Origin of the sequence: Rhodopirellula halodulae (assembly GCF_020966775.1) — a bacterium.
In the GTDB taxonomy this organism is placed as follows: domain Bacteria; phylum Planctomycetota; class Planctomycetia; order Pirellulales; family Pirellulaceae; genus Rhodopirellula; species Rhodopirellula halodulae.
The window spans coordinates 1767748-1784898 of record NZ_JAJKFV010000029.1 but is presented as its reverse complement, the minus strand read 5'-3'; the positions used below and the strand labels follow the sequence as shown (position 1 = coordinate 1784898).

At 55.9% G+C, this 17151-nt stretch carries 10 protein-coding genes; 5 read left to right on the top strand and 5 right to left on the bottom strand.

Annotated elements, in window-relative coordinates:
* Positions 1-38: 38 nt before the first annotated feature.
* The gene (locus LOC70_RS19430; protein WP_230255636.1) at positions 39-1358 is read left to right on the top strand and encodes a DUF1501 domain-containing protein; all 1320 of its coding nucleotides are present in this window, start codon (positions 39-41) and stop codon (positions 1356-1358) included.
* A 57-nt stretch (positions 1359-1415) separates the two neighbouring features.
* Here LOC70_RS19430 and LOC70_RS19425 read toward each other — a convergent pair whose 3' ends face one another.
* The 5 genes from LOC70_RS19425 to LOC70_RS19405 all read right to left on the bottom strand — a co-directional run bounded on the left by LOC70_RS19425 (position 1416) and on the right by LOC70_RS19405 (position 9920).
* Complete coding sequence (locus tag LOC70_RS19425; RefSeq protein WP_230255635.1) at positions 1416-2171, bottom strand: hypothetical protein; 756 nt, start codon at positions 2169-2171, stop codon at positions 1416-1418.
* 199 nt (positions 2172-2370) lie between these two features.
* Entirely contained in the window at positions 2371-3609 is a 1239-nt protein-coding gene (locus LOC70_RS19420; RefSeq protein ID WP_230255634.1) for a hypothetical protein, read from the bottom strand.
* A gap of 345 nt (positions 3610-3954) precedes the next feature.
* Complete coding sequence (locus tag LOC70_RS19415; RefSeq protein ID WP_230255633.1) at positions 3955-5892, bottom strand: polymorphic toxin-type HINT domain-containing protein; 1938 nt, start codon at positions 5890-5892, stop codon at positions 3955-3957.
* A gap of 15 nt (positions 5893-5907) precedes the next feature.
* Complete coding sequence (locus tag LOC70_RS19410; protein ID WP_230255632.1) at positions 5908-9189, bottom strand: hypothetical protein; 3282 nt, start codon at positions 9187-9189, stop codon at positions 5908-5910.
* A gap of 221 nt (positions 9190-9410) precedes the next feature.
* Positions 9411-9920 carry a hemerythrin domain-containing protein gene (locus LOC70_RS19405; protein ID WP_230255631.1) on the bottom strand — a complete coding sequence of 170 codons (510 nt, stop codon included), beginning with the start codon at positions 9918-9920 and terminating at the stop codon, positions 9411-9413.
* Positions 9921-10318: 398 nt separating this feature from the next.
* Here LOC70_RS19405 and LOC70_RS19400 point away from each other — a divergent pair, with 398 nt between their 5' ends.
* The 4 genes from LOC70_RS19400 to LOC70_RS19385 all read left to right on the top strand — a co-directional run bounded on the left by LOC70_RS19400 (position 10319) and on the right by LOC70_RS19385 (position 16927).
* The gene (locus LOC70_RS19400) at positions 10319-12250 is read left to right on the top strand and encodes a Mur ligase family protein (RefSeq protein ID WP_230255630.1); all 1932 of its coding nucleotides are present in this window, start codon (positions 10319-10321) and stop codon (positions 12248-12250) included.
* A gap of 25 nt (positions 12251-12275) precedes the next feature.
* Complete coding sequence (locus LOC70_RS19395; protein WP_230255629.1) at positions 12276-12668, top strand: hypothetical protein; 393 nt, start codon at positions 12276-12278, stop codon at positions 12666-12668.
* Positions 12669-12737: 69 nt separating this feature from the next.
* Entirely contained in the window at positions 12738-15965 is a 3228-nt protein-coding gene (locus LOC70_RS19390) for a M28 family peptidase (protein WP_230255628.1), read from the top strand.
* 227 nt (positions 15966-16192) lie between these two features.
* The gene (locus LOC70_RS19385; RefSeq protein WP_230255627.1) at positions 16193-16927 is read left to right on the top strand and encodes a hypothetical protein; all 735 of its coding nucleotides are present in this window, start codon (positions 16193-16195) and stop codon (positions 16925-16927) included.
* The last annotated feature ends 224 nt before the right edge of the window (positions 16928-17151 follow it).

Genomic DNA, 17151 nt, shown 5'->3' with positions numbered 1-17151 from the left:
GGCATCCCACCCATTCCAATCCCTCCGAGGCGTTTCCGATGAAGCTTCACCGAACTTGCGATGGCGTTCTACGTCGAGACTTTCTTCGCACCGGCACGCTGGGACTGGGGGCAGTTGCATTACAGGGAATATCTCTGCCGACCGTCCTTCGTGCTGAGGCGGCCGGAAAAGTGTTGCCGGGAAAAGCCACCAGAGCCATCTTCATTGAACTCAATGGCGGTCCGTCGCATATTGACACCTTCGACCCCAAACCCAATGCGCCCAAAGAAATTCGCGGATCGTTCCGACCAATTTCGACCAACGTGAGCGGCGTTCAAATCAGCGAACACCTCCCGAAGCTTGCGAAGGTCGCTGACAAGTTCGCGATCCTTCGCGGTGTGAGCCACACTCTCGCGGCACACCAATTGGGGCGAGAATACATCAACTGTGGCACTCGCCCCATTCCATCACTCGAATACCCAAGCTACGGCGCGGTGATGACTCGCGAGCGACCGGGTGATGTTGACATTCCCAATCACGTCGCCATTCCCAAGGCCTCCCATGGCGCAGGCTTCCTAGGCATTCAACACGCTGCGTTGGAAACGAAAGCCACGCCCGCTCCCAACAAACCATTTTCAGTTCGCGGGATTTCGCTTCCAGGGAACGTTTCGGTCGATGAAGTCACACGTCGACAAAGTTTGCTACGAAAACTGGACCGGCGTTTCGCTGCGATCGAAAAGAACGACGCGTTGCTTCAAGGTCTCGATCGATTCGGCGAACAAGCCTACGCGATGATCACCTCTTCACGTGCTCGCCAGGCGTTCGATATTTCGCAAGAACCTGAAAGCATGCGAAATCAATTTGGCGAAGACAGCTTCAGTCAAAGCTGCTTGCTGGCGTTGCGTTTGGTGGAATCGGATGTCCGATTTGTGTCGCTGCAACTTGGTGGATGGGACACTCACCAAGACAACTTCACGAAGCTCAAGGACCAGCAACTTCCCAAACTGGACGCTGGCTTGAGTGGTTTGCTGGTGGGACTCGAACAACGTGGATTGCTTGAGTCCACGGCAGTGTTCGTGAGTGGTGAATTTGGGCGTACACCCAAGATCAACGATCGATCCGCAGAGGGCGGACGGGATCACTACCCACGATGCATGTTCATGTTGATGGCCGGTGGCTCCGTTCGCGGTGGCCAAGTGATCGGCGAAAGTGACGACACCGCTGCAGGCCCTCGCCATGAAGGCATCACCCCGGACGATGTCGCCGCGAGCTTTTATTGGAACCTGGGCATCGATCCCACGATGGAATTTGAAAGTGACACAGGTCGCCCAATCACTTTGGTTCGCGACGGTCAACCAATCCGGTCCCTTTTCAGCTGAACGACCGGTTCGCGTCCAGCAACACGCAACTCGAGCGGTCTTCGGACGATGCTCGACCTATTTGACGAAAGGATTCGTCTGGACAGAGTTCCGTGGCTTGGCTGGATGAGTTGAATTTTCATCGCCCACGCTTTCGTACGAGCCCTGATGTTCGCTCTCTGTGTCCGAATCAGCGGTGCGTGCGGCCCAAGCTTCATTCGCGGATTGCCGTGCTTGCTGCAACCAATTGACGGCATTGGCACCGTCCGCGTTGACCTCGCGAACCGCATCGGAGTCTTCGAAGAAGACGTTGTCAAACGTTTCATTGCTGACGGCCCATTCGTCCTCTTCGCTGTGTGACAACGATTGCATGCCAGGTTGCATCGCCTGCATTGCTGTGGCGATTTCACGGTAATCAACAAACGCCATCGACGCCGCGACGATTCCGGCAATCAACATGACCATCCCCACGCCACCGATCAGAAGAGACAAGAAGTATGCCAATCCCGCTGAAAATGGATTGCTTTTGGACATCGCAGAAACGGTCAACACCGCAACCACAAAGCTGATCAACAGCGGAAGGTACGGCGGAATGGCTTCGGAAACGATGCCGCATGCGACGACGGCGACACTGCTCGTAACGCCTGCGGCGAACGAAATACAAAAGGACCATCCAAAGCCATGCTTCCCGCAACCGGCCAGCGACAGGCCCCATTTCATCGAGTAGCCGTAGATCACGATGGTCGCAACAAAGGCGATCCCCGCGATGACTAACAAGGGCAATACAGGAAGACTATTGAGGTCCAGCGAGGAACCCATGGAAGGCACGTCCATCGAATCGATCACTCAGGCGAGAAGGCTTTCAGCAAGTTTCTCAAACCTAGGTCACTCGATGACGGGTCCGCCAGCATTCACGTTTCCCGTGCCCCATTCTGCTTCGGCTGCGATTCTTCCCCCCCGAATCATTCCTCGCAACCGCTACAACCTCAGATGTTCCGATCAGTCTGAACTGATAAAAAAAGAGGGAACCGGACTAGCGCCGCGGCAACCAACCCGCAACGGAGGCCTTGGACCGTAGGTCCATTTCGATGTCGCATCGGATGTCGCGTTCACCCTGTTTCAAGCGAACGAAGACAACCACCTTCTCACCTGTCGGACGTTTCTCTTTCCACCGGATTGGCAAACGGACGGATTCTCGAGGTAAATCGACCGCGGACATTTGTTGCAGCTTCAGCAGTTGATCGGATTCGAAGTCCCAGCGTCCTAATTTCGCATCGTCACCGGTCTTGTTCGCATCCAATACCACCACGCTGACGATGGTGCTCTCACTCGATTCAGGCAACGACGTGAGGCGAGGCTGATCAGTCGATGCCAATCGGTTCAGTGGGTCATGCGATCCACCAAGCAACGCAATTCCATGCCCGAACTGGTCAACGCTATCTAAAACGACATCGATGCCTTCCGTCGGTGGGTAGTCCGGCTTGGCGGGCGGGGCGGGAAGCGACGAGAGGTCGCTGATGAACTTGGGAGTCGAAACCTTCGGGTTCACCTGGATTTTGGCCGGATACAATTCGATCTTCGCGGGAGCCCCGGGAACACCTCCCAAGCCTCCGAGCATTCCGAGCCCCGGCGGCAAATCAATCTTGCCAGGAGGGTCTTCAGGTTTGCCAGACGGCGAACTCGGCGGGACCACGTCACCAGGAACCACCGGGTCAAATTGCAGATCGCTTGGCCCCGGAGGAACTGGTTGTGTTGGAGCAGGCAACAACGAACCTGGATCCGAATTTGGAATGAATGGTTCTCCGGGATCAATCATCGAGTCGAGATCGAATCCATTTCCGACGTCGAGATCTTGATCCGTTTCATCGCCACCGGACGGTCGCTTCTCTTCCGAGTCCGGAACGGACAATTCGTTGGGTTGATCCAGATCAGGAACAGGATCTTCTAACGGCTTGGGGATATCTTCCCGCGGCGAGAAGTCATCGGGCATCCCCGGATCAATGAATTCGGGACCGTCGACGACTTCGTCCAATTCCAATGGATCCTTCTGAGATTCAACGCCAGGATCCACGATCGGATCCGGCAAGCGGGTTTGCTTGTTCTGCGGACTTGTCAGTCCTTGCAGCAAACCAGGTTTCCGTTGCGATGACGGTGCAACAGCGTTGTTTTGGGCGGCGAGCGTCTTGGCTCGGCGTAGCTTCTCCATCAACACCCGGTTTTCGTAGTCCGCTTCGTAGAGCTGATCTTCTAGCAACCGAATTTCGCGAGCCATCTTTTGGCTGTACACGTCTCGTTGAGCCCGGCCTCGGCATCCAGTACCCGCAAAGCCGACCACACAGCAGCCTGCCAGCAACGCGCAGCGCAGCGTCCCAAGCAACCAATTGGCTTGGTTCGAACGGTGTATCGATTTGCTTGCAAACCGTCGCGGCAACGGGGTGATCCTGGATCTCGAGAAAATGTTCTTTTTGACTCAAGTTTCAGGTATCAAATGCCGCCCTAGAGTGTCAACGGAGCCTGCGTCGATTCAGTTTCAAAAAACAAAAAGCCAGTGTCGAGTGGACACTGGCTTCAAGCGTTTTTCAAACTGGCAATGCAATGCGGCTACACGACTGAACCACTACAAAGTCAAACCTGGAATTGCCGAATCATCCGTTCGTTTGACCTCCGCATCGTGCGACAAAACTCGCGATTTACCGACGAAGTAGCTGTGGTTGCTCTCGATCATGAGATTGTAGGTCTTGTCGGTGGACGCCGGCGTAATCGTCTCGATGACAGCCATTCCAGACGCGGTGTGAAGGGAATCTCCCGGCACCAGATGCTCCGTCGGAGTCCAACCTCGTCCGACGACCCAAAATGGGTGCCCATCGGAAGCAATGATCGATTCCTCTGACAACTGAATTTTCGTCAACGGTTCCGGCTCACGCTCCGTTCGCCTTAGGACACTTTGATAGCTGAGTTTTCCGCTATCGACATTGCAGCTAAGAACCTGATCTCCCAGTTCCAAACTCTCGACCGGCTTCATTCCACGGTCGGTCCAGACCAGGGTGCCCGCGACCAAGCAATCCGCCGGGGGACGTTGATAGACACCGAAGGTTGCCCGGTCCGGTGTGGAGGCAGCACGTTTTTGCGCCCAAGTCCTGGATTGAGGCTGACTGTCGGACACTTCGCGGACTTCCGGCTGTCTGAAGCTTCCACTGGTACGAACCAACGGGCTCGATCCGATCGGAGCCAGATTGCCAACCGTTCGATAAGCCACGTTACGAACGAGACGACGCTCCAACTGCGGCTCCCCGGTATCGCCATAGCCGCGGTAGTCCGCCCACCACTGACGCAACTCCTCAGGAGCATCGTTACCTCGGTACTGATCATCGATTTCCTTCACCACTGCCAAAATTCTTGACTGCAGTTCCTGGTTCTGCACATTTAGCTGATCCGCTTCTGACTTCCATGTGGCTGCATCGCGTGCAGCTTCTGTGTGGACACTTTCGACCGTGTCGCGTGATGCGACGGGGCTCGTCGCGGTCGCGGTGACTGGCACAGCGACCATCTGAGTGACCGAGTCCAATTGCTTGATGCCCCCCACGTCTTCACGCCGCTGCCGACGAACCACTTGGAAAGACCGATCCCCCTCGTCAAAGATCAAACGATGCTCTGCGTCAATGCTTCCCCGGCACCATTCGAGCATCTCGGGAACATAAGTGAGTGGGTCTCGATCTTTCAAAGTTCGGGCGGCCCGGCTGCGCAAGCCACGGCGAGAATCGAACACGGCAATTCGAGCCAAACCCAGCGATGCCTCCGGCGACGAATGATCGCTCAGCCAATCCAGAGCAGCCGTCGCGAAATCGTCGCTGCCATTGACTGTTTGTTGAACAATTGCGTTGACTGCACGCGGCGAATCAATGCCGTTGAGCTGCTGCAAAGCACGTTCTTTCATCCGCTCATCGGTCGAGTCCAACTTCGCCGCGATTCCAAGAATCCTTGGCTGGTACGCGCGCAAGTTTTTTTGCGATTCGCGAATTTCTTTTTGGCGCTGTGCTGCTTCAGCTCCGTTGACCCATTCATTGCCGACTTGCACATGCCCCAGGAAACGGTGTGCTTCAACATGGTTTGGCTGCAAGTCGATGGTTCGTTGAGCGTGAGCACGAGCCCGGCTGGCCAAACGATGAGCCTGACACCACTGAGCCATTTGCCAATGTTCGCGTGGTGTGTTTTTCACTCCCGCGCGTCGCTCTTCGTATTCGAGCAATTTCTCCGATTGAAGATTGCCCTCGATCGACTCATCGATCGATACCCATTGGCCGGCCTCATTGAGCAATTGTCCCCGCAGCGAATTGACGAGTGTTTCCGTGGTCTCGTCCTTTGCGGCGCCCGACAACAAACGATCACGAAGCTCAACATTTCCGCTCGCAGATGCCTCAACCAATGCTTGCTGCCAAGTCGGTTCCGCAGCATTGACTGAACTCAGCGGGCCGAAGATTGCGACCGAAGCCGCTGCACAGCACAATGTCCCAAGAGCCCGATGGAAGTGCCTGATTCTTATACGCGTCGCCTTCATTTTAGCTCCAATGGCTTAGAAACCAGAAAAGGGGAGATAGACATGGGGCAGCTGAATCACTGGGTGAGCCCCAGTAACTCGACCATTGCGGTCCTTCAAGGGTACAGAATCCACCCCCGCGGGGAAAGCGAATTCCATTCTCTTCGCAATTTCTTTGGATCGGTTCCAAGCCTCGGCAAAGGGAACTTGTCCCAGTTCCATCGACATTTCGTTCGCCATCACGTTCCCTGCTTGTCCCACGGAATTCCAACGCGGCAGCACAACGTCTTGGACACCTGAGGCGTGCAGCAAACTGATTCGTCGAAATAGGAACTCATCAATTTCAGGCTGCAGCCATGATGACGATTGAGGACGACTTCCGATCGGCGAGCCGACTTCGCACCAACTGCTCACCGTCGTTTTTCCAGTCGATGGCATGCGACGCTCCCAAGCATTCAGTCCATCGACGATTCCCATCCGGCTGTCCGAATCGGACGCAACCACAATATGGGTGCTGATCATCGGCCACCAAACCGGGTCGCCCCATGTTCCAACCGGACCGGGGACAATGTTGTCGGGAGCCGCCTCATCCAATGGCATCGTCGTCGGCGCCGACCTCGCGTCCATGATTGCCACGGACGCACCGTCCGGCTCGGCGAGTTGCTTGGTAGGACGCTGGATCATCTCCATGGCGGTGCCAATCGTATGCGCGTAGGTCACATCGTAGGCCTCGGACCAACGGCGTCTGGTGGGTGCGTTTTCGTGAGACACGACCAATTGCTCAAATGGGATCTGCCACAAAAACTGGTCCGGCACCACCACGATCCTTTGGATATCCGGATGGTCGAATCCGCTGAGCGGCGGAAACAATCGCTGTGCGACTTCCAACTCCAGTTGCCAAATGCGATCGCGTTCCGCCTCATCCTTGAGTTCGTCAACCGTCGTTGGCAGCGTCAGAATGGTTCGCAACCAGTTTTCACATTGGCCGATGATCTCACCGGTTGATCCGATGTCCCAATGGCTGGCCAGGCCTCGATGCACCATCGTGCCGGTCACTCGATTTGCATTGACGTAGAAAGCGATCACGGCCGTGTCGTTTGGAATCGAATCCCAATCCGGACGCTGTTTAATCTGCTTGATGGGCGGGGGCACAACTCTCGGCAAATCGGAAGTCGTCAAAGCAAGTTTCGCGAGATAAGCCTGCAGTCGCTCGTGAACAATCGCCGCGTTGACTCCAATCGCATTCGGATTCAATTGCATCCATGGTTCCACCGCAGAAAGTTGACGACGAAGTTCAGGATGATTGGGCAAACGCCCTTCCAAACCACGGCCCTCCGCGACAACATTGTTTTTCCGCAAATCCTTCGAAGTGAGTTCTTCTCTCAACGCACATCGCAAATCGGTCATTCCAGGAAGATCATCCAACGCAGACCTTGCTCGAGCTGCAAGGTGCTCCTCCAATCGCAGCACGACGCGTTCGCCCTCGTCCGCACGGATGGCCAATTCGACTCCGAGTCGTGTCCAATCGGATCGTTGCATCTCGAAACAGAAACGATCAAACGATGTGCTATCCACACTGGCCAGAGACTCTTGCCAATGTGCGTGGTAGAGCTGACTTCGCGTTGCAATCGGCACCCGATTCGAACGCGGATCACCCAGCAGTGTGAAACGAAAGCCCAATGGATGAGTGATCATGCGACCGACATTCGGCGATCGATTCGAATTCACTCCACTTGTAAACGAACGCAATTCTTCCAACACCTGCTTCCAACTGGTCCGTGCTCGCGTCAACCGATCCAGTTGTTTGGTTGGTTGGGCAACTTGGTCCGGATCGCCTTGGTCTTGCAACCGCGTCGCACGCCCCCAGAAAACGGTGTCGTTTTGCAATCGGATCCAACGAGCAAACGCCTGTGACCGTGGCAGGTTGAGACGTCTGGTTTGGCGAAAACGCTCCGCTGAAGTCAGATGTCCTTGAGTATGCTCAGCGGATCCGCGAAGCAAAGCGGCTCTGGCGGCATGAACTCGTAACTGATAGGCGATCGAGGGCGCGGTACTCCGGAGCCTTTCCGATCGCATGACCAACGCGTTTTCAAGCTGTCCCGCCAGTTCGGCCCGTTCGTTCCAATGAGACAACTCCTCCAGTGCTTCGTCAAAGCAATCCACCCCCAACTGCATTTGTTCCTGTGCGAACGCGATGTCCGAGGTGACGATCGCAGTCTCGATCAACTGGTTGAGATCTTCACGCGCCGGCATCACAACGACGGCTTGGCCTTCACGCATCGGTTCGATGCCCGATTGCAATCGCCGCAGCAAATCCCATTGATTTCGCCGTGAACGCATTCGAGTCAAACGGGAGATTGGCGTGAGCGGATGAAACTCATCATCGATCGTATCGGTCGGATCCTCCAGATGCTGATCAGAATCATCGCCCGCATAAAAACGTATCGCGGTACGACTTGAGGCAACCAAAGTCCCGGCGGCGCGGAATTCCGCTTCGTGCCCCAGGGGTCCAGGAGGAACAGTCGCGTTCATCAACTGCTGACCGGTCGCATCCATCAGAACGGCCGCGCGGCCTCGAAGCCATCGCAGTCGGTAGGCAGACAGCGACAACTGACGCATGGTTTCCGCCACGTCCAATCCGTGACGCTGCGCGAAGTCTTCGGTGTCGTCGGTTAGCACTTCCCAACGCCCGGGAGGCACACCGGCCATCATGTATCGTCGCAGCAGAGCCAGTGGTACCAAATTCGCCGACGGCCAAAGCTCGTTTGTCGGAAGAGTGCGTCGTCTTGATCGCTCGGGCGGCTGCATATTGCCCCACACAACATCTCGTATCGAAAACCCCAGGTCTTCTGGTCTGTCCAGATGAAGCTCTCCCCAAGCAATCCCGCTGATGAATTGAGGATTCTCGACGACGACATTCAGCGCTGCTTGATAGTTTTCGCCGGCGGTAACCAAGTCTCCTGCTTGCAGATGGCATTCTCCCAGCAATGTATGAATTGGGATTCGCCCCAGCCGATGCCGCATCGTCCCGCGAGTATCCGCGGCCAATAGCAACTGATTGAGAAGAGCAATCGCTTCTGGAATGTCGCCTCGGTAGAACAAGGCTCGGGCTCGACCATAAAGCGGCGGCGGGGCAACATCCACGGTCAAATTATTGGAGTTCAGTCGTCGGGCGACTCCCTCGATCCGATCTTCGATCGCTTGCACATTTGGGTTGCGACGGTTGTCGTTCTCGTCACGGTCGTCATCCTGAGCTTGAACGAAACTGCTCGCTGCCGTGATGCAAATCGCCAGCAGTCCCACAAAGAGTCTCGACACAAAGAGTCTCGACAAGAAATTTCGACCGTGCATGCCCGCCTCCACCGTGTCTCAGATTCTTGAATCAGCCAATCCTTTCTACGATCCTAACCGTTCACAGACGCGCACGTATGAAATTCATTCCTTTGACTGAGTCAAGTTGGACACGTACCTCACGGTTGATCGCTGCAGCGGAGCCGGCTGAGGTTTTGGGCGAGATGGTTGTGACCTAGACAGCGGACTCAATCACCAACGCCCAAATCCTCATCCAAGGCGTCCAAAATCAGCTTCAGTTCGGCTTCTTCGTGCTCGTGAAACTGTTTCAGGAACGCGTCATACCGCACCAGCACTTTTTCTTGAGCGGTAGTGACTTCTGGCGTGGCACCTTCGGTGGGTGTTTCTCCGGTGCACGCGTGTGCTGCGGCTTCGGCCAAGTGTCGTGATTCTTCAAACAGCCCTGCGTGTTGGCTGCGCAGCGTCTCCGCTGCCACCGACATTTCTGGGTCAGTGTCGAGAGCTTGGTCAAAGTAGCCGTAGGCCTCTTCCAAACCAAAATGCAGTGCCAATTGATCATTCAAATCGGTGAACAATTGAATCAGTTCTGACCAGTGATTGGCGGCCGCTTCTCGAGGCTGTGTCAAAACCGCCAAACGATCCATCAAAATTTTCAAATCGCGATTGTCGTTTTTGATGTCCTGCAAAAACGCGGCGTTAACACTTAAACGACGTGAACTGCTTGCTTGGCCTGACATGATGCTACCTTTCAGCGTTAACTGCCAACGCTCTACCTCAATGTTCGAACTCGAAGCTTCGGCTCACCGCGATGAAGAACGACGCGTTTATGAACGTGCTGTCCGCCATCGCAATGGGTTCATGCCTTTCATTGTAACCTTCCCGCGAAGGTCCTTGGGGAGATGCAAACGGTGAACTCAACGAGTTCCACAAAATGATTTTCGACCTTGACTGATTTTCAGGGATGGGAACAATTCGCTTCCATGACTGAACGAAAGCATTTCTTCGGTCGTGCCAATGTTGAGAACGGATTTCTCAACCGGGGTCATTTCCTTTGCTGAATTGCTGTGAAACTGGATTCACTCGACAGCAGGAAAACCCCACGACGATTCATTCACGTCAGCAAGGAGGCGACGAGATGCGTCACGCGATTGACCAATGGTTGGACCAAAACAAACCAGGGCGGACATACCGTTCTTCGTTCCACACCACGTCGGAGACATCCCTGCGTGCGGTGAAGTGGAATGGCGGCAAGGGCACCTCCACCGAGTCCTCCTCTGCGATCCAAACCGCAACGCAACCGAAGCAAACCGCCGACGCGAATCGCCAAGACTTCGCGATTGAAAATCGATTTGCTTGCAAAGATGCGGCAACGCCACCCAAGCGTGAAACACCGCGTTCGCGACTGTCCGGATTGCTGCAACGGGTGCGATTCTTTTCCGGCAATGACATCGAGTTCACCTCCATTGCCGATTCAATGGACACCTGCGAACCGGGGCAACTGTTGGTTTATCGGCTCGGCGAAGATTGTCCCGTGGAGCTGATTTCCAAAGCCCTCGCTCGTGGCGCCGCAGGAATTTTGACCGAACAAGTGTTGCCGGCTCCGATCCCTCAAGCCATCGTCGGTGACACCACCAAAGCGCTCACCGAAATCCGTTCCAAGCAAACGGATCGTCCCGATCAAAAATTGATCACGATCGGCATCGTCGGTTCCGCCGGGAAGACAATCACATCGTTCTTGACCGCTTCGGTCCTGCGTGACATTCCCTGCCGAGTGGCGTATCAAACCGGACTCGGTTCCAGCGATTCGGTTCTGACCGAAGCGGGCAGCAGCTTGGCCAACCATGGACACGCTCTGATCGATGCGTTGTCCGATGCCGTGGACGCCGGCGCCGCCGTCAGCATCACCGAGCTGGACTCAGCCCGACTGAGAAGCGGATCGTACGATCAGATTCAGTTCGACATCGTTTTGGTGACCGGACGCGATGCGAAGAACAATGACTTTGGGCCCTCCGCCGTGGAATGTGCCTTTGAGCTGGCCGCCGAAAATGGAGTCTTGATCGTCCCGGCTGCCGACTCGCGATTGATGCGTGCGGCCAACGCTGTCACAGAAACTCAGCCCGTCGAATTGCTGACCTATGGCACGGACACGAACGCCGACGTGTCAATTCGAACGGTCTCACGCGAAGACGGTGTGTTGACCGCCATGCTGCGTCACGAATCGCGTGCGGCGGTGATGGAGTCGCACTTGGGCAACGGACACTTCGCGGAATGTTTGGCCGCAGCTGCCGCCGTCGGTGTTGTGACCGAAAACTCGCTGCCGCAAATCGCCGAGTCGCTAAGCAAACTTCGAGAGCTGCCCGGACGTTTCCAATCCATCACCACGGGCGATTGGGAAACGGACCAAACCAATCCAACAGCTCGCCTGGACGTGGGCGGCTCTGCGGAGCGAGTTCAGTTCGCATTGGAAGCCGCCCGCAACGATCTGAACCAAACCCAGGCGGTTTCGGTTCCCATGACACCTTCGCCTCACGCAACAACATCCTCCCGTTCGCGCCGACCACAACTGTGGTGTGTTCTCGCCGTCAGCTCCGCGGACGACGAAGAGACATTGATGCAATATGGACGCTTGTTGGAGACTCTGCCCGACCACTGCGTTTTGACCTGTGCCCCGGCGGACAAAGCGGACTTCCTAGCGATCAGCCACAAAGTTCTCGATGGAGTTCAAAACGTCGCCGCGATGCGTTTGGTGGCAGATCCGCAACGGGCCATTCAGTGGGCTCACGGCGAAGCCGGCAACCAAGACTTGGTGCTGGTCGTCGGCGGAATGGATCGCAGCAATCCTGACCGTGAACGACATTCAATTGACGAGTTTTCGCAGACGTTGATTCGCTGTGCAGAAAATCGTCACCAGGCCGCCGCCCCGGCGAGCGAGACTCCTACGCTCAAAGTGGTCGGTTTTCCGGAAGGCTTGCCCGCCGAGAAAAATAATGCTGAGTCTGACTCGTGCATCAGCGACACGCCGGAGGACAATGATCCTCCCAATTTGAAACTTTTTGACGGCACCTGATCTTCACCGACCTGCAGAGGCACCCATGACCACTTGGTGGAAACGCATTCAATCCAAGTGGGACGCATGGTGCGGCGATCGAGAAATGGAGCAATCCATTCGTCGCCACCTCAGTCAAAACGGATACTTCGGCAACTCCGCTAAGTTCAGCGGAGTTCGGCTGGTGGCGATGCAGCGTCCAGGTTGGCAACAGCTGTATCGCTTCGAAGTTCGCGCACGGGTCAATTTCCAAACCACGGAAGATGAACCAGACCCTGCGCCGGTTTACCGCGAATTATTCGGTTTGGTCCGTGAGGACTACCGTCACAACCAGAGCCAAGTTCGCGTCTTTGAGACCCCGCAGCAGCGAGCCGAGCTGTTTCAGAATTGGAGCGAGGGCTTGATCTGCTTGCGAGGCGCCAAGGGACTGCTAAGTTGAAACGACTTGGATGAAACAACGGCTCGACGTTTTCATCTTCGGTCACTTCCTCCTATTGCCCGCCGCGCCATGCAACGCTCCCGCCTTCCCATCCCGATGCAATCTCGCACGTCGCAGAAACTTGTGTTGCATTGTCATCACGAGTCTCAATGGCCGTTTGGCAAAGCCGCTTCGTTGCTAAGCGTCAACCTGATCGCGTTGGTGTTGCTGCCGGCCCTGCTGACCAGCATCGGTCGAGCAAACGCCGACGAACCGTCCGCACCTGCCGATGAACTCAACGAATCAAATTTCCTGACCAACGTCCGCAAACTGACGTTCGAGGGACGCCGCGCGGGAGAAGGCTACTTCAGCGCCGATGGCAAACGAATGGTGTTCCAAAGCGAACGCGACGCGCAGAACCCTTTCTATCAGATCTTCATCACTGACTTGGAAACCGGCGACATCCAACAAGTCTCACCGGGCTTCGGCAAGACAACTTGCGCGTGGATTCATCCGGATGGCGATCGTGTCTTGTTCGCCAGCACGCACGCCGACGAAAGATCCAAACAACTTCAAGAGGAAGAGCTTGAGCTTCGAGCATCCGGAAAAGAGCGTCGCTACGCGTGGGACTACGACCCGCACTACGAGTTGTACGTCGCGGATCTGAATTCGATTGAAACGGGCACCACCCAAGGCTTGACCGCACTGACCGATGCGGAAGGCTACGACGCGGAAGCGAGCTTCAGTCCCGATGGAAAACAAATTGTTTTCGCGTCCAATCGTGCTGCTTACACACGAGAACTGACACCTCGTGAGCGGGAACAGTTCGAATTGGATCCAGCCTTCATGATTGACCTATACATCATGAACGCCGACGGTTCGGACGTGCGTCGTTTGACCAATGAACCCGGATACGATGGCGGACCGTTCTTTTCACCGGATGGGGAACGCATTTGCTGGCGTCGTTTCGCTCCCAATGGGGCCACCGCTGAAATCTTCACAATGAAGACGGACGGAACTGACGTTCGACGGTTGACCAACATCAACGCAATGAGCTGGGCCCCGTATTTTCATCCAAGCGGTGAGTTCCTGATCTTCACAACCAACCGACACGGTTTCGCGAATTTCGAGTTGTATCTGGTCCGAGCCGATGGGAAGGGTGAACCAGTTCGTGTCACCACCACAGACGGCTTTGATGGTTTGCCTGTCTTCCTTCCCGATGGCAAACGATTGTCCTGGACCACGACCCGCGTCATCGATAGCAACGGCGAAGTCGTGCTCGAAGATGGTTCGCCGAAGAAGGGTACGTCGCAGATCTACATCGCGGATTTCGACGTCGACTTGGCCCGGCGAGCATTGGGGCTAGACGAGTCGGACTCCAACGATGAAGACGTTTCGTTGGCACGTTCGAACGTTTCCGCAACGGCACCAGAATTTCGCCCCGCGGATGTGATGCGGCACGTCGACTACCTGACTCGTCCCGAACTAGGCGGCCGGTTGACGGGAACTTCTGGTGAAAAGAGAGCCACCGCCTACGTTGCGGCCTACCTTGAAAGCCTTGGTTTTGTTCCCGCTGGCAACGACGGCACATTCTTTCATGAATTTGAATTTCCCGCGGGCTCTTCGCTCGGCGATGCAAACGAACTGACGATCCGAACGAGTTCGCCTGGTGGGAATGAAGGCATCATCGAAACCAAACTCAGCGAAAACTGGGTGCCCTTGTCGTTTTCGCAAACCGGCGACATCACAAAGTCAGAGGTTGTCTTCGCAGGCTATGGTTTGCAGATCCCGGGGGATGAAGACAATGACGAATACGACAGCTACGTGCACTTGGATGTCACGGACAAATGGGTCCTGGTCTTCCGCGATCTGCCCCAAAACATTTCGTCTGAACAACGCCAACGGATGGCTCGGTATGGTGACCCAAGACGCAAGGCCACCATCGCACGTGACATGGGTGCCCGAGGGATACTGTTCGTCGCCGGTCCCAACAGCCAAGTGCAGCGGGACCTGATCCGCTTTGACAATAACACGTCGCAAGCGCAAGTCAGCCTGGCGGCCATTTCGATCGACAACGACACCGCCACTCGCTTGGTGCGAGCGGGCGGCAAAGATCTGCAACAATTGCAGTCGCAACTGGACGACGGCCAAATGGCAATGGGACAACAATTGACTGGCATCGAAATCAGTGCATCGATCGAGATCAATCGTCGTACCGGCAGCGGACGCAACATCGTGGCGCGATTGCCGGCATCTGACTCGGCCGAATCAAACTCAGCCATTCAATTTCCCGTGGTGATGGTCGGTGCCCACATCGATCACCTTGGACGCGGCGGCGGTAGCAACTCGCTGGCTCGCGCGGACGAAGAAAACCAAGTCCATGTTGGTGCGGATGACAACGCCAGCGGAGTCGCCGCGATGCTGGAGATCGCTCAGTACGTTGCCGATCAGCGTGCGACGGGCAACCTGTCTCTGCAACGCGATCTCGTCGTGGCAGCATGGAGCGGCGAAGAACTTGGGCTCTTTGGCTCGCAAGCCTTTGTCGATGACTTTGGCAAGCTCTATCCACAGGCTCCAATCGACGAACCCAGTGAGGACGATATCGCCATCGCCCATGCTCATGGCATGACACCGGATGCAGCGTCCCTCGGGGAAGCCATCGCGGTCTATCTCAACCTGGACATGGTGGGTCGTCTGCGAGACAAGTTGATTGTCCAGGGCATCGGTTCTTCACCTGGATTCGAAGGCGAGGTGCAGCGCCGCAATGTACCTGTCGGCGTTCCTTTGCAGCTCGACCGCACCAGCACTCGATTGCCCACCGATGCATCCGCGTTTGTCGCTCGCAACGTCCCCATCCTGTCCGCATTCACGGGCGCACACGAGGACTATCACACGCCACGCGATACGCCGGACAAGCTGAACTACGACGGCAATGCAAAGATCGCACGTCTGTTTGGTTTGCTGACTCGTGGATTCTTGCAGTCAAACCAAGTGCCGGAATTCAAACTTGATGAAGGTCAATCCACCGAAGAAGTCCCGCGGGCACGCCTCACGGCTTACCTGGGAACGATTCCCGACTACGCGGCCGGCGACGTCAAAGGATTGAAACTCAGCGGCGTCGCCGCGGATGGCCCAGCGGAAACCGCGGGTGTTCGAGGAGGTGATGTGATCGTTGGATTGGCCGGACGAAAAATCGAGGACATCTACGATTACACGTACGCGATTGAGGCCTTGAAGATTGGTGAGGCGGTCGAGATTGTGGTCAATCGTGATGGTGCGGAGGTGAAGCTCACAATCACTCCCGGCTCGCGAGACTAACCCGCCCCCAAGACTAAAATTGCGGGATGCCCATATTGGATCCTCTTGCCAGTTCGTCGCTTCGCAGCCATTGCCATGGAATGCGGCGTGGGTCATTCCGTCCTGCATATCGTCTCGCCACGCGAACTGGGCTCCGTACAATTCGTCTTTCGATGGTGGCCGCTGTCATCGCGTGTGTGTTGGCAGAGCCATCTTCAGGTCAAAACAATGTGGTAACGAACCAAGGAATGATCGACGAAGACTCGTTGATCACCACACCCCTTCCTCTGACTACGCTGCCCAAACCATCGGAAGACGTCGCACGATTACTCGAGCGAGGCCAAGTCAAATTCAAGTCCGGCGGGCCAAGACCATCGCAGGCCAACGGCTACCGATCGACGGGAGTGATCGACAGACAGTTCGACGCGGAAACTCAGTTTCGTCTGAACTATGACTTCGTCAGTCGATGCCGATGGTGGTGGTCAGGAGACGTTCTATGGGTGCGGGTTCGATATCCAAAACTTGGGTTGACCGTCACCCATGACGTTTGGCTCCGGACCTTCCCCACCGAGATCAGTGAATTCTGGAACAGTGACTTGATCAAGCATGAACTGGACCACATTCGACTGTCGACCGACCCGCGTGTGCTGGGCCGGTTCCGTGCGGCGGTCGAAGCGGAGGACCGATTGCAGTTCGCTCGTGCCGAAGTGGAGGAATTGCTTGAACTAAAACTCGACAATCCATCTCGAAGGCACTTGACCGACGATCAAGTCCGCCAGTTGATCAACTCTCGCGTGAAAGCACACTTTCAACAGACCTTTGACTTGATCGTAATTCGCTATCGCGAGCTGGATCGACAGACCGCTCACGGAGCATTCGCGGTGCCCCAAACGGGTCCATTGCGGACTTGGCTCGACCAGTCCTCGCTGTCACTCAAGACGGAATCCGACAGACCAGCCAGCGACTCACCCGAGGACGAGTGAATCAGCGTGGGCATTGGCTGGCCATCAAATTGTCCGGCGAATGCCAAACCTCTGACGCGATTCGCTCATCGCGTTCGCCTCCGACAACTTGCAGATCGCATCTTGGGACACCACGTCTGGCGTGGTAAGTTGCCCGCTTCACTCGATCATGCGGTCGTCTCATCAGCGGTCGCCACAGCCCCCATTCACCGCGACGTTTTATGTCCATCGATACCTATTCGATC